We start from the raw sequence: 14,021 nt of genomic DNA, 5'->3' as shown, positions 1-14,021 counted from the left end.
GACCAGGGCTTTTGTTCCGTAGCCCGGGACGTACGGTGAAATAGCGCTTTTGGCGACTATGGCCGCCGGAAGGCGCAGAAATCCGCCTCGGTGCTGCGGCGTCTCCCCTCGATGTTCGGCGCCGGAGGTGCCGCCCGTGACGCTCTACGGATGGGATACCAGTGATTACGACGTCGGCCGAGGGCTGACCCCGGCCCGGGTGGCCGCCGCGTCGGGACTGGGCATCCACTTTCTCACCAGCAAGGGGACGGAACAGTCACCGTCCAGCGTGTTCCGGAGCCAGGGCTGCGGCTGGATCCTCGCCGCCGGCCGCGATGCCGGCATTCCCTACCTGGGGATGTACATCGTGGTCCGCTCCGGCGTGCCGGCGACCACCCAGGCACAGACCGCGATCGCCTACGCGGACGCGAACCTGGCCTGGTGGCGTACCTGGCCCGGCTTCTTCTGGCAGGTCGACCTGGAGCGGTGGCCGTACGACAGCGTCGCGCCGTCGGTGGGTGTCCAGGTCGCCACCGAGTTGGAGGCGCGCACCACCAAGGCCGTGGTGATGTACGCCTCCAGGGGCCAGTACGGATCCAGCGAGCTGGGCGGGTTCCCCCGCTGGAACGCCAACTACCCGCACAACCTCGACGAGACCTTCACCGCCGCCTACAACAGGGCCGGTGGGGACACCGGGGTCGGCTGGCAGGCGTACGGCACGCCGTCCGCGGTGCCACGGATCTGGCAGTACACCAGCACCGCGCGGATCGGGGCGCAGCGCACCTGCGACGCGAACGCTTTCCGGGGCACGGACACCGACTTCGCGGTGATGATCGGCGCTACCTCAGCAGGAGGCACGGACGTGCAGACAGTTTCCATCGTCACCATCTATCCCGGCTCCGCGCTCGCGGCGGACGGCGCCTTCCACCCCGTCCGGTGGAGCGACGGCAACACCGCCTACCGGATCACGGCGGCCGGCCTCATCGGTCACCAGTCGAAGATCGACCTGGTGGGTCTGCAGAAGGGCGACCTGGTCCGGCTCCGGGCGGCCTACAGCTTCCCGGGCAGCTCCACGCCGACGGTCCAGATGTTGAACCAGCAGACGGTGTCGGTCGACCCGACCCTCATCGGCGGTGGCTACGTGACGATCAGCGCCAACGAGAACCATCAGGTTCCCGCCGGCACGACGGTCACGTTCGAGGTGGCGGTCACCCCGGCGCCCAACACCGGGGGACGGAACCTGAGCTTCGGCAACGCCACCCGCAGGTCGGTGCTGCTGTTCTCGTAGGGAAGGGCAGGCGGCCCGGGTCATCCGTAGCCGGAGAAGGGGCAGGCAGCATGAGCTGCCTGCCCCTTCTGGTTTGCCGGGTCAGCGGGTCGCGGGCATGGTGGCGAACTCGCCGGCTAGCTCCGACTCGACGATCGTCGCGGTGGACGGCCGGCGACCGGACGACGCCCGCCGGGCGGACGGGACGGCCAGGGCCGCGAACGCGGCGGCGAGGGCGATGGCCGTGAGGACCAGAAAGCCCATCGTGAAGCCAGCCTCCCGGGGCAGGCCGTTGGCCTGCGGGTGGGCCGTGATCACGCCGCTGACCACGGCGGCGCCGATCGCGCCGCCGATGGTGCGGATGTTGGCGTTCATGCCGGTCGCCACGCCGGTCTGGCTGGCGGGCACGCTGGCCACGATCAGGTTGGCCATCGAGGCGAAGGCCAGACCGATGCCGAGGCCGACCAGGCCGCCGGCCACGCCGATCTCCCAGCGCGTGTCGTGCGCGGCGGCCAGCATCGCGGAGGCGGCCACGTTGAAGGCCGCGCCGGTGGCGAGCTGCGCCTTGGCGCTGAAGACCGACTGGAGCCGGCCGGCGACCAGGCCGGCGACGAACATCGCGACGAGCATCGGCAGCATGAGCAGGCCCGCCTGGCTGATGCTGGCGCCGAAGCCGTAGCCGGCGGCGGTCGGGGTCTGCACGAACTGCGGGAGGAACGCGTACACGGAGAACATCGACGCGCCGTAGAGCAGGGCGACCAGGTTGGTGGTCCAGACGCCGGGCAGGCGCATCATCCGCATGTCGATCAGCGGGTTGGCCGAGCGCACCTCGGCGACCAGCCAGCCGATGAACAGCACCACGGCGAGCGCCAGCAGGCCGAGCACCCGGCCGGAGGTCCAGCCCCAGGCCGCGCCCTTGCTGATCGGCAGGAGCAGCGCGACGAGCCAGCCGGACAGCAGCAGGGTGGCTCGCCAGTCGATCCGCCCGGGGGTACGCACCGGCGACTCGGGCACGAACAGGTGCGCGGCGACGGCGGTCAGCCCCACCACGACCATCGGGATCCAGAACAGCCACCGGTAGTCCAGCGCGGCCACGATCGGGCCGGCGAGCACGACGCCCAGCCCGCCGCCGGCGGCGACGATCGCCGAGATGGCGGCGACGGCGGAGGAGACCCGTGCGGCGGGGAACTCGTCACGGATGATGCCGAACGACAGCGGGAAGACCGCGCCGCCGACGCCCTGCACGACCCGGGCGATGATCAGTACGCCGATGTTCGGCGCGATGGCGGCCAGCAGACAGCCGAGGGCGAGCGCGGCGAGCGAGACGACCAGCATCCGCTCCTTGCCGACCATGTCGCCGACGCGGCCGAGGATCGGCGTGAAGATCGACGCCGACAGCAGGTAGGCGGTCAGTACCCAGGTGACGGTGTTCTGGGAGGTGTGCAGGTCGTGCTGGATGGTCGGCAGCACGGGGGTGATCAGCGACTGGAGCATCGCGAAGAACCCGGCGCCGGCGGCCAGCACGGAGAAGGTGAGCCGACGCGAGCCGCGTCGGGAGGTCACTGCCACGAGAGGAAACTCCCTGGTTGCGTACGGAAGGAGATTTGTCGCCCGTCGTGCGCGGCGGGCAGGGGTGTCGGGGCCGGGCGATCGGGTGGCCAGGCGGATCGGGCGGGTCCCGAGGTAAGCTAACCGGAGGCAAGGCTCCGGACATTCCGGAGGGGTGCCTCCACTACGTTAGCGGAGGGGTGCCTCCGGATGCAACCAAGGTGAGGTGACGCACGTCATGACCAGCGCGGGGCAGGTGCCCGAGGTCTTCGCTCGCCGGCCGAAGCGGGCCGACGCACGGCGCAACTACGACGCGTTGGTGGCCGCTGCCCGCGAGGCGTTCGCCGACAACGGCGCGTCCGCGTCGCTGGAGGACGTGGCGCGCCGCGCCGGCGTCGGCATCGGCACCCTCTACCGGAACTTCGCCAACCGCCGTGAGCTGTTCGAGGCCGTCTACGTCGAGGAGGTCCGGGCGCTCAGCCGCTCGGCCGCCGACCTGGCCGAGCTGCCCCCGTGGGATTCCCTCGTCGCGTGGCTGCACCGGTTCGTCGGGTACGTGGCGACCAAGCGGGCACTCGCCGAGGAGTTGCTGCGCGACTCCGAGGTCTTCCGGAGCTGCCGGCTGGAGATCTACGCCGCCGGTGAGCCGATGATGCGCCGCGCCCAGGCCGCCGGGGTGGTCCGCGAGGATGTCAGCTTCGACGACGTCGTGCGGCTGATCAGCGGCCTCACCATGGCCCAGTTCCCGTCGACCGACCAGCGTGACCGGGTGCTCGGCGTGGCCCTCGACGGCCTGCGCCCTCCGGCGACCACCCGCTGACCCTCCGCCGCCCGCGTGTGGCGTCAGTGGTCGACGAGCAGCACCCACTCGTCGTCGAGCCGTTCGACCGTCGTCCCGGCCGGCCAGGCGTGCCCGCCGCCGGCCGCCGCCCGCGCCTGGTCCACCTGCGGCGGTTGACCGAACTCGGCGCCGTCGAACCTGCCCGGCCCGTGGAACCGGGCCCGCCCGAAGTTCGCCGCCCCCTCGAAGCGCGCGTGCTCGAAGCACGCCTCGGCGGCGAACACGGTCCACCGGAAGAGGGCCATGTCGGCGAAGCGGACCGAGCGGAACCCCGCGTACCCGGCGAACTCGGTGTGCTCCATGGACAGCCCGCCGAGGAAGGCGGCCTGACGGAACCGGGCGCCGTCGCCGAAGCGGGTCGCGTCGAAGCTGGTCGGCTGGTGGAAGCTCGCCTGGTGAAATGACGTCGGGCCGGCGAAGCGGGACCGCCGGCAGGACAGGCCGGCGGTGAACGTGGCCCGGTCGAAGCTGGTCTGACCCTCGAAACGGGCGTCGTCCAGCACCACCTCGGCGTCGGCGGTCAGGTCGTCGAAGGTGACCTCGCCGAAGACCGCCCCGAGGTCGAGCCGCCCCCGGGCGGTCGCGCGGGCGAAGCTGGTGACGCCGGTGAACACCGCCCCGATGAAGTTCGCGTCGACCAGCGTGCAGCCCGTGGCGTCGAAGTCGACGAGCCGGGCACCGGTCAGGTCCAGGGTGATCTCCGGCCAGTGGGCCGGGTCGTCCGCGCGCAGGTGCCGGGTCAGCACCCGTTGCGCGGTCCGCCGGACCTCGGTCTCACGCGGGTCGTCGTCCGGCGCCGGCATCCGCAGGTACGCGCAGAGCACCGCCCCGATCGTCGGCCGCTGCGCCGGGTTGTCCTGGCCGAGGCGCTCCAGCGCGTGCAGGCCGCCGAGGCGTACCGCCGCGCTGTCGTTGCCGAGCAGTTCCACCGCGCGGGTGTAGAGCTCGGTCAGCCGGCGCTCGGCCGCGTCGTGCTCGGCCGCTCCGGACTGCCGGTCCTGGTGCCGTTGCGCGGCCTCCGCAACCGATTCGGCGTGCGCCTGCACCCGGTCCCGGTGCGACTGGTCCCGGGTGGCGACGCTCTCCTGATGGCGCTGCGCGCGTTCGGCGATCCACTGGCGGCGGGCGGCCAGCAGCAGCGCCAGGCCGCCGCCGGTGCCGGCGACCACGGTCAAGCCGGTGCGGATCGCGTCGATGCGCAGCGTGGCGCGAGTGTCCGGCTGGGTGGCGCGATCGGCCTCCGTGAGCAGCAGGTCCAGCACCAGCCAACCCAGGGCGGCGGCCAGCAGCAGGCCGACCAGGACCAGCCACCACGGCATCACGCGCAGCGGGCGCTCGGTGGGTTCGTCAGCGGCCACGGGCACAGCATGCCATCCGGCCGGCGGTCCGAAGTGGAGCGAGCCGATATGCCGGTTTGCACTCCCGCCGGAACAACGGGTTACCGGCGCGTAACAAGTCATTGACGTTTCTAAATTGTTACGGGCATCATCGTCGCACGGTCGACCGGACACCCCACCCACCTGCCCGGCTCGCCGGGTGCCTCCCCCCGGAGGTGCAGCCATGCTGCTCCGAAAGACCGCCCTCGTCCTGTCCCTCGCCACCGCCGCCCTGCTCGCGTCCACCGCCACGGCGACCGCCGCCCCCGCCGCACCCGAGCCCACCCCGGTGGCCGTCGCCGCGGCGGCCAACCCGGTCATCGTGGTCGGCGGGCTCAGCGGCGTCGCCGTCGCGTACGAGCCGATCGCCGCCCGCCTGCGCGCCGACGGCTACCGGACCTTCATCTACCAGCTGCCCGGGCTGGGCCTCGGTGACATCCCCACCTCGGCCCGCGCGTTCGCCACCTACGTCGGTCAGGTACGCGCCAGCACCGGCGCGGCGACCGTGGACGTCGTCGCGCACTCCGAGGGCGGCCTGGTCGCCCGCTACTACCTCAAACGGCTCGGCGGCACCGCCACCGTCGGCCGGTACGTCAGCCTGGGCTCACCGCAGTACGGCACCTACGTCGCGAACATCGTGGCGTTCCTGGGCCTCGGCAGCTGCGCCGGCATCGTGGCCTGCCAGCAGATGACGATCGGCTCCGCCTTCCTCGCCGACCTCAACGCCGGCGACGACACCCCGGGCACGGTGCGCTACACCACCATCCGCACGCTGCAGGACGAGCTGGTCCGGCCGACCGGGAACGCCGCCGTCAACGACGGCGCGACCAACGTGCTGATCCAGGCGTACTGCCCGCTGCGGGTGGTCGGGCACCTCGGTCTGGTGCTCGACGGCACCTCGTACACCATCGTGCGCGGCGCCCTGGTCGACGGCCCGGTGCGGCCCAACTGCCTCGCGCTCTGACCCGGTCGGCGCGGGAGGCCCCGGCCGGGGCCTCCCGCTCGCCGTGGCCACCCGCGTCGGGTAACCGACATCGCGCGGAAACGGTGTGGCAGACATCAGGACCGCTCGATAGCCTGCTCCGGCCGTCCATTCCCGACAGTGGGCGTGGTCACCCCCGAAGGAGCAGCGCGCATGACCGAGCCGCCGGCCGCCGTGCCACCGGGCCAACCGCCGCACGCCGAGCCCCCGGCGGGCACCCCGCCCACCGTGCCGCAGCTCGACGTGCGGGCCGCCGAACCACCCGCGAACCCCGCGCCGGCCGCCACCGGCGGTCTCGCCGACCGGCCACCCGGCTACCCCAACGCGCTGGTCTGGCTGCGTGCCGGCATCCTGCGGGACTGGCGGGGCGTGCTCGGCGCCTTCGTCGCCACCTGGTTCTACCTGCCCGTCGCGCTGCTGCTGGCGGTCTGGGGCGGCCTCACCCTCGCCGTCGTCGGCCTCTTCGCCGGCGGGTTCGGCGTCGATGACCAGGTGCCCTCGGTGCTGCGGGACGCCCCGCTGATCGGCCCGCTGACGGAGGCGTTCCTGACCCGCTCCGGTGGGGTGCTCGGCGGTGTCGTCGGTTTCGTCGTCGGGTTCCTGGTCGGCTTCCTCAGCGTGCTGGTGCTGCCCTGGCTGGGCACCTCCGACGAGCCGATCGCGCTGGTTACCGGGCTCGTCGGCACGGTCGTCGCGGCGGCGTTGATCGGTGTCCTCTACACGCTCTACCGGGTGCTGCTGGAGCCGCGCCTGCTGGTGGTCTCCGGTGCTCGCCAGCCCAGCCGCCGGGAGTACGCGCGGCTGCGCCCGGTGCTGGACGACTGCGCGCAACGGCTCGGCCTGCCCACCGTGCCGCGCCTGTTGATGGAGGACGACCCCGTCCTCGGCAACGCCCGCACGTACGCCCGGCACGTGGTGGTCACCACCGCCGTGCTGACCGAGCCGGACGACGAGGTCGCCGCCCTGCTCAGCCACGAGCTGGTGCACTGGCGCACCGGCGACGAGATCACCAGCGCGTTCGTCCGTGGCGTCGGCCTGCCGCTGACCCTCGCGCACGCCCTGCCGACCTGGCTGATGCGCACCTTCCCGCACCCGGCCACCAACCTCGTGGTCTTCCTGTTCTTCTGGCCGGTGCTGCTCACCATGCGGTACCTGGTGCTGCCCCTGCACGCACGCGACGTCCGGGCAGCGGAGTACCGGGCCGACCTCGGTGCGGTGCTCACCGGGCACGTCGACGGGATGCGACGCATCCTGGAGCGCCGCCTGTCCTTCGAGAGCGGCCGCAGCGGCTGGGACGAGGCGGTCTGCGCGACCCACCCGCCGCACGAGCTCCGGCTCGACGCCCTCGACCGGGCAACGGTGGCCGGTGCACCGGTCGGGGTGGGCGAGGCGGCCCCGGTCACCGCCGAGCGGCTGTTCGGCCGCTCCGGCCCGGTCGGCACCCGGCGGACCTGGCTGGTGGTCGGCGCCCTGGTGCTGGCCGCCTGCCTCGGCACCGGCGGGCTGAGCGTGGTGCAGTGGGCGTTCTTCCGTCCCCAGGCGGCGATCGACGACTACTTCTCGGCACTCGCCGACCGGGACAGCGACGCGGCGCTCGGCGTCCTCACCGAGCAGGAGCGGGCCGGCGTAACCGACCGGGGACTCCTCGCCCGGTTGCTGCGCGGGGACGGCTACCAGCCACCCACCGACGTCGAGATCAGCTCGCTGAAGCGCGACGGCGACACCGCCACCGCCACGGTGGCGTACCGGCTGGCCGGCGAACGCCGCACCGTCGACATGACCGTGCGCCGTGACGAGGACGCCACCGCCGGGCTGTTCCACGGTTGGCAGCTCGTCGGCGGGCTGATTCCGGTCAACGCCCCCGTGGCCGGCCCCGGGGTGCGGCTCAACGGGGTGGAGCTGCCGGTCGCCACCGAGGGGCCCACGCTGGTGCTGCTGCCCGGCGGCTACACCGCCACCGGCCCGTCCGACGCGCTCAGCGAGGTGCCACCCGAGACCCTGCCGATCACCCCGGAACAGACCGAGGGCGCCACCCTGAGACTGGTCCCGGTGCTCAAGCCGGCGGCGGTCGAGGCGGTCGAGGCCCAGGTCCGGACCTGGTTGGACGAGTGCGCCAAGCAGACCGTCGCCGCGCCGCCGGGTTGCCCGTTCGGCTACTTCAGCGGCGGCGCCGCCCAGAAGGTCACCTGGAAGATCATCGAGTACCCGCGGCTCACCGTCGAGCTGACCGGCCCGGGCACCGCCCAGGTCGGCACGCCGTTCGAGGCCCGGGGCAAGGTACAGGTCAGCGGCACCACCACCTACTTCGGCAGCAGCTCACCGTTCAGCGAGGAGCAGGAGCTCAGCGTCGCCGGCGTCGCCACCGCCGACGGGGACACCATCGCCTTCCGACCCGCCGCCGACTGAGGAGGGAGAGACCGTGACCGACCACGACGCCGCCGCGCGGCAGCCCGTCCGGCTGACCATCAACCCCCGGCACCGACAGCCACCGCCGGTCGCCCTGCTCGACTGGATCCACCGCGACCCGGCGTACCGGCCGGTGGCCCGCCAGGCCGGCGGTGGCGGGGGACGGCCGGGCTTCAGCGACGCGGTCATCATCGCGGTGCTGGCCCAGGGCCTGCTCCCGGGGCTGTTCAACCTGTTGCAGTCCTGGGTCGATCAGCAGCGCACCGAAGCCAGCATCCGGATCCAGGCCGGGGACACCGAGGTGGAGATCCAGGTGAACGGGCGCACCGACTCGGCCCGGTTGCTGACCCAGGCCACCGAGGCGCTGCGGGCCGCCCGCGAGCCCGGCCCGGACGCCGCCGGCTGAGCCGACGGCGCCCGAACCGGCAGGTCAGCTCGCCTTCGCCAGCGCCTCGAACTCGTCGTCGGTGAGCCGCACGTCGCCAGCGGCCACGTTCTCCTCCAGGTGCGCCACCGAGGACGTACCGGGGATCGGCAGCATCACCGGCGACCGGCGCAACAGCCACGCCAGCGCGAGCTGCGCGGGCGTCGCGCCGTGCGCGTTGGAGATCGCGTCCAGCGGGCCACCCGGGCGGGCCAGCTCACCGGTGGCGATCGGGAACCACGGAATGAACGCCATGTCGTTGCGCTCGCAGTACTCCAGTACGTCCTCGGCGCTGCGGTTCGCGAGGTTGTACAGGTTCTGCACCGAGACGATGTCGGTGATCGCGCGGGACTCCTCGATCTGCGCGACGCTCACCTCGGACAGTCCGATGTGCCGGATCTTGCCCTCCTGCCGCAACAGCGCGAGCTCGCCCAGCTGATCGGCGAGCGGCACCTGCGGGTCGATCCGGTGCAGCTGGTAGAGCGGGATGGTGTCCAGGCCGAGGTGCCGCAGGCTCAGCTCACACTGCTGGCGCAGGTACTCCGGGCGACCCACCACGCGCCAGTCGCCCGGCCCGGCCCGGGTGAACCCACCCTTCGTCGCGATGACCAGGTCATCGGGGTACGGGTGCAGGGCCTCGCGGATCAGCAGCTCAGAGACGAACGGGCCGTACGAGTCGGCGGTGTCGATGAACGTGACGCCCAGCTCCACCGCCCGCCGCAGCACCCGGAGCGCCTCGGCCGGGTCCTTCGGGTCGCCCCACACGCCCGGCCCGGTGAGCTGCATCGCCCCGTAGCCGAGCCGGTTGACGGTGACGTCGCCGCCGATCCGGTACGTGCCGGAAGCCTTCGCGGGTTGTTTGCCGATGTCGGTCGCCATACGCGGATCCCCAATCGTGTCGTCGCGGCGGGGATGGAAACTCCGCCACCAGGTGATCATCCCCCGGAATGCGACGGTCATACCGCGTGTCGGTCGACTGTGTGCCTGGACACGGCCCGATCCGATCGGCGTCGTCGTACCGCTGGCGCCCGCCGTGTCCGATCTGCTACGCCTGATCCCATCGGTGCGGCCGGTCGGGGAGGCGCGATGTGGCGACGGTTCAGGTCCGACCCGCTGAGTCGGCTGCGGGAGCGGCTGGACGACTTCGGCGCCACCAGGGACCCCCGCGCGGTGCTCGACTCCGGCGCGATCCGCGACGCCGAGGCGGTCATGGAGCTGGTGACGGCCACGCCGGCCGACGGGCCGCTGCCGGAGCCGGTCGCCGAGGGCATCTTCCTCCTCGCCTGCCTGCACTGGTACCGCTACCAGCTGCTGCCCTCCGGCGAGGACGCCGACGATCTCGGGCAGGCGGTCACGCTCACCGAGGCCCTGCTGGGCATCGCCCCGCAGCTGGTGTCCCCGCCGCTGCTGGCGATGCTGCACGCGCACCGAGCGTCACCGCCGGACGCCGGCCGGATTCCCGGCCCGCGCGTCGCGGGCGGGTCGGCGCCCACGCCGACCCGGTCCGGTCGCGGCGCCGGGACCGGAGGGCGTTCGGGCGGGTCGCCCGACGGGGAGGCCGGCGCGCTGTTCGTCGAGGCGGTCATGCTGATGGCCGCCGCGGAGAACAACCGCGACTACCGGGGCGCGGATCAGGCGGCGGCGCTGCTGCGGCGGGCCGTGGACGGCACACCCCCGGGTGAACCGGAGCGGCTGCACTACCTGTCCGCCCTCGGCAGGGTGCACCGCGACCAGTTCCAGCACCTCGGCCGGCGGCGCGCCCTGGCGGCCGCGATCGACGCGCACCGGGAGAGCCTGGAGTCCACCCCGGCCGGCGATCCCGAACGTCCGGTCCGGCTGTTCAACCTCGGCAACGTGCTGGGCGACCGGTACGAGGTCGACGCCGCCCCGGGGGACCTGGACGAGTCGATCATCCTGCTGCGGGACGCCGCCCGGGCTGCCGGCGTCAGCCCGTCGGTGCGCGCCATGGCGCGCGCCAACCTCGGGCAGCGGCTGCGGGACCGGTGGCGGCTGCGGCGCCGGCCGGCTGACCTCGACGAGGCGGTCGACGCGTTCGCCGCCGCCCGGGCAGCGGGCGATCCACGGTTCGCCGCGCTGCACGGCACGGCGCTCGCCGAACGGTTTCTGCGCGACCGCGCGCCGGCCGACCGGGATGCGGCGATCGAGGCGTACCGGGCGGCGCTGACCGGGTTCGGCGGGCTCGAACCGGAGCTGGCCGGGACGGCGCGGGCCGGGCTGGCCACGTTGCTCGCCGAGCGGCACGAGGCCGACGGCGACCCGGCCGACCTCGACGCGGCGATCGAGGCGTACCGGGCGGCGGCCGCCGGTAGGGGCTCGGCCCACGGCGGCATGGACCCCGACGAGATACGGCACGCGGTGGCCGCTCTGCTGGTGACCCGGTACGAGCGGTGGCGGCGGACCGACGACATCACCGAGGCGGTGCGGCTGCTCCGCGACAGCGTCACCGTCGCCGGGGAGCCGGCGCAACGGGCCCGCCGCCTCGCCGACCTCGGCTACGCGCTGGGCCGGGGGCACGCCGACCTGGGTGGGGTGACCGCGCTGCGGGCCGCCCGGGACGCGTTGACCGAGGCCGAGACGCTGCTCGCCCGCGCCGACCCGCTGCGCCACCAGGTGCTCAACAACCTGGGCAACACCCTGCGCGAACTGTCCGACCTGGCGGGCGAACCGGCGCTGCTGGAGCCCGCCGCCGTGGCGCTGCGGGCCGCGGTTGCCGCCGTGGCACCGGACGCCGTCCTGCTGCCCCGGTACCGCTCGAACCTGGGCCTGGTGCTGCAGGGCCTGTTCGCCTCCACCCAGGACCTGGCCACCCTGACCGAGGCGATCCAGGTGCTGGGACAGGTGACCGGGACCGTGCCGCCCGGGCACCCCGACCGGCTGCCGGCGCTGACCAACTACGGCTCGGCGTTGAACCGCCGCGTGGAGCTCGCCCTGGACGGCGCGCTGCCCGCCGGTGGTGAGCCCGCCGACGAGGTCGCGGCCGGCATCGCCGACGACTCCGACGCCGCGGTGACGGCGCTACGCGAGGCGGTGGAGCTGGCCGAGCAGGAGGCCGAGCCCGCCGAGTACACCCAGGCGGTCGCCACCCTGGCGCTGGCCCATCTGCTGCGCCACCGCCTGCGCGGCGACCCGGCCGCACTGGACGAGGCGGTCCGGCTGCTGCAACGGTTGAGCGAGCACCAGCCGTCGGCCGGGGGCGACCGGCACCGGATCCTCACCAACCTCGGTAGCGCGTTGCTGCTGCGCTACCGGGCCGGCCGCGACGACGCGGACGCCAGCGCGATGCTCGCCGCCTACCGGGCGGCGGTCGAGGCGCTGCCCGTCGAGCACCCCGCGCGCACCATGTGCCTGAGCAACCTGGCCACCGCCCTGGAGGCCGTCGCGGGCCCCGCCGCCGGCGCTGGTGCCGGCGACCCCTCCGTGCTGGTCGAGGCGACCGCCGCGCTGCGTGCCGCCGCCGCGACGGAGTCCGCGCCGTCGCTGCTGCGGGCGTCGGCGGCCAGCCGGTACGCCGAACACGCCGCCGCGGCGGGCGACCTGCCGGCCGCGCTCGACGGGTACGCCACGGCCATCGAGCTGATCGACCTGGTGGCCTGGCACGGCATGGACCCCGACGACCAGGCCCGCCTGCTCGGGCTGTTCCCCGGGCTGGCCAGCGACGCGGCGGCGGTCGCCGTCGCCCTCGACCGCCCGGAGCGCGCCGTCGAACTGCTGGAGTACGGCCGGGGCGTCCTGCTGACCCGGGCGCACGACGCGAGCGCCGACCTGGCCGCGCTGCGCGCCCGGGCTCCCCGGCTGGCCGCCCGGCTCACCGACCTGCAGGCCGCCCTCGACGGCTTCGCCACGCCGCCGCCGCTCGCTTCGGTGTCACCGGTCGACCCGCTGTCCTCCGGCGGCGTGCTGTCACCGGGCGGGTGGGGGAGCGGCGTGGCGTCGGCGGCCGGGTCGACCCCGGAGCAGCGGTACGACCTCGCCACCCGCCGACGCGACCTGCTCGCCGAGATCCGCGACCAGCCGGGCTTCGCCGACTTTCTCCGTCCACCGCCGTTCGCCACCCTGGCCGGGGCCGCTGTCGGTGGTCCGGTGGTGCTGGTCAACGTCGCCGCCCGGCGGTGCGACGCACTGGTGGTCGCCGACGGTCGGGCCACCGTGGTGCCGCTGCCCGGGCTGACCCTGGTCGACCTGGTCGCCCGCACGGCGGGTTTCCTGACCGCGATCGCGGTGCTCACCGGGGCGGCGGTGCCGGACGGCCCGGAGCCGGCGGCACAGCGACGCCGGGCGGCGGCGCGGACGGAGGTCGGCCAGACACTGGACTGGCTGTGGAGGGTGGTCGCCGCACCGGTGCTCGACGCCGCCACCCCCGGCCCGAGGCCGTCGGACGCGTCGACCGTCGACCCGTCCGGCCCCGTACCGGACTGGCCACGGTTGTGGTGGTGCCCGACCGGGCTGCTCACCCTGCTCCCGTTGCACGCGGCCGGCCCGCTCGACGGCGGCGACGGGGTGCTGGACCGGGTGGTGCCGTCGTACACCGCGTCGCTGCGAGCGCTGGGGCACGCCCGACGCGGCGTTCCGGCCCGGCCCGAGCCGGTCGGCTCGGCGCTGGTCGTCGGCATGCCGCAGACCCCCGGCCTGGCCGACCTGCCCGGCGTCGACCGGGAGGTGGAGATCGTCCGTCGGCACCTGCCACGGGTCCGCGCACTGCTCGGCCCGGCGGCCAGCCCGGCGGCGGTGCTCGCCGCGCTGCCCGGCCAGCCGGTCGCCCACCTGTCCTGTCACGGCACCCAGGACCTGCGCGCCCCGGCGTGGGGCCGCCTCGCGCTGGCCGGCGGCCCGCTGCACGTGCGGGACCTGTGGCGGCCCGCCGGCAGCCCGGCGGCGCTGGCCGTCCTGTCGGCCTGCGAGACGGTGCGCGGCGGCGCGGCCCTGCCCGACGAGGCGCTCACCCTCGGCACCGCGTTCCAGCTCGCCGGGTTCCGGCACGTCATCGGCGCGCTCTGGTCCATCTCGGACGCGTTGACCGTGCGACTCTGCGCCGACCTGTACGCCGGCCTGGCGGTGCCCGGCGGGATCGCACCGGACCGGGCGGCGGTGGCCCTGCACCAGGCGGTCCGCCGGCTCCGCGCCGTCCTGCCCGACCGGCCCGACACCTGGGCCGGCTACGCCCACCTCGGCCCCTGACC

9 protein-coding genes are annotated in these 14,021 nt (G+C 74.1%); 6 read left to right on the top strand and 3 right to left on the bottom strand.

Annotated elements, in window-relative coordinates:
* Nucleotides 1-136: 136 nt before the first annotated feature.
* Complete coding sequence (locus tag M8C17_RS21890; protein ID WP_252418403.1) at nucleotides 137-1,267, top strand: hypothetical protein; 1,131 nt, start codon at nucleotides 137-139, stop codon at nucleotides 1,265-1,267.
* Between the two features lie 81 nt (nucleotides 1,268-1,348).
* Here M8C17_RS21890 and M8C17_RS21885 read toward each other — a convergent pair whose 3' ends face one another.
* Nucleotides 1,349-2,815 carry an MFS transporter gene (locus M8C17_RS21885; RefSeq protein ID WP_252418402.1) on the bottom strand — a complete coding sequence of 489 codons (1,467 nt, stop codon included), beginning with the start codon at nucleotides 2,813-2,815 and terminating at the stop codon, nucleotides 1,349-1,351.
* Between the two features lie 217 nt (nucleotides 2,816-3,032).
* Between M8C17_RS21885 and M8C17_RS21880 the strand changes: the two genes are divergently transcribed.
* On the top strand, nucleotides 3,033-3,614 hold the full coding sequence (locus tag M8C17_RS21880) for a TetR/AcrR family transcriptional regulator (protein ID WP_252418401.1): 582 nt from the start codon (nucleotides 3,033-3,035) through the stop codon (nucleotides 3,612-3,614).
* 23 nt (nucleotides 3,615-3,637) lie between these two features.
* On the opposite strand, the gene M8C17_RS32195 is transcribed toward M8C17_RS21880, so the two are convergent.
* Nucleotides 3,638-4,993 carry a pentapeptide repeat-containing protein gene (locus M8C17_RS32195; protein WP_252418400.1) on the bottom strand — a complete coding sequence of 452 codons (1,356 nt, stop codon included), beginning with the start codon at nucleotides 4,991-4,993 and terminating at the stop codon, nucleotides 3,638-3,640.
* A gap of 202 nt (nucleotides 4,994-5,195) precedes the next feature.
* Between M8C17_RS32195 and M8C17_RS21870 the strand changes: the two genes are divergently transcribed.
* The 3 genes from M8C17_RS21870 to M8C17_RS21860 all read left to right on the top strand — a co-directional run bounded on the left by M8C17_RS21870 (nucleotide 5,196) and on the right by M8C17_RS21860 (nucleotide 8,805).
* Nucleotides 5,196-5,975, top strand: a complete 780-nt coding sequence (locus tag M8C17_RS21870) for an alpha/beta fold hydrolase (RefSeq protein ID WP_252418399.1) — start codon at nucleotides 5,196-5,198, stop codon at nucleotides 5,973-5,975.
* Between the two features lie 171 nt (nucleotides 5,976-6,146).
* Entirely contained in the window at nucleotides 6,147-8,399 is a 2,253-nt protein-coding gene (locus M8C17_RS21865) for a M48 family metalloprotease (RefSeq protein ID WP_252418398.1), read from the top strand.
* Nucleotides 8,400-8,412: 13 nt separating this feature from the next.
* Nucleotides 8,413-8,805, top strand: a complete 393-nt coding sequence (locus tag M8C17_RS21860; protein ID WP_252418397.1) for a hypothetical protein — start codon at nucleotides 8,413-8,415, stop codon at nucleotides 8,803-8,805.
* Between the two features lie 24 nt (nucleotides 8,806-8,829).
* On the opposite strand, the gene M8C17_RS21855 is transcribed toward M8C17_RS21860, so the two are convergent.
* Nucleotides 8,830-9,702 (bottom strand): aldo/keto reductase, encoded by an 873-nt coding sequence (locus tag M8C17_RS21855; RefSeq protein ID WP_252418396.1) that lies wholly within the window; start codon nucleotides 9,700-9,702, stop codon nucleotides 8,830-8,832.
* 207 nt (nucleotides 9,703-9,909) lie between these two features.
* On the opposite strand from M8C17_RS21855, the gene M8C17_RS21850 reads away from it, so the two are divergent.
* Complete coding sequence (locus M8C17_RS21850) at nucleotides 9,910-14,019, top strand: CHAT domain-containing protein (RefSeq protein WP_252418395.1); 4,110 nt, start codon at nucleotides 9,910-9,912, stop codon at nucleotides 14,017-14,019.
* The last annotated feature ends 2 nt before the right edge of the window (nucleotides 14,020-14,021 follow it).

This window comes from Micromonospora sp. RHAY321, assembly GCF_023896955.1.
In the GTDB taxonomy this organism is placed as follows: domain Bacteria; phylum Actinomycetota; class Actinomycetes; order Mycobacteriales; family Micromonosporaceae; genus Micromonospora.
The sequence above is the reverse complement of the archived record's forward strand: the minus strand, read 5'-3'. Positions and strand labels throughout refer to the sequence as shown.

What these genes read in the sequence shown, in the direction of transcription:
- M8C17_RS21880 (WP_252418401.1), top strand. Translation starts at nt 3,033, where the DNA reads ATGACCAGCGCGGGGCAGGTGCCCGAGGTCTTCGCTCGCCGGCCGAAG.
- M8C17_RS21870 (WP_252418399.1), top strand. Translation starts at nt 5,196, where the DNA reads ATGCTGCTCCGAAAGACCGCCCTCGTCCTGTCCCTCGCCACCGCCGCC.
- M8C17_RS21865 (WP_252418398.1), top strand. Translation starts at nt 6,147, where the DNA reads ATGACCGAGCCGCCGGCCGCCGTGCCACCGGGCCAACCGCCGCACGCC.
- M8C17_RS21855 (WP_252418396.1), bottom strand. Translation starts at nt 9,702, where the DNA reads ATGGCGACCGACATCGGCAAACAACCCGCGAAGGCTTCCGGCACGTAC.
- M8C17_RS21850 (WP_252418395.1), top strand. Translation starts at nt 9,910, where the DNA reads ATGTGGCGACGGTTCAGGTCCGACCCGCTGAGTCGGCTGCGGGAGCGG.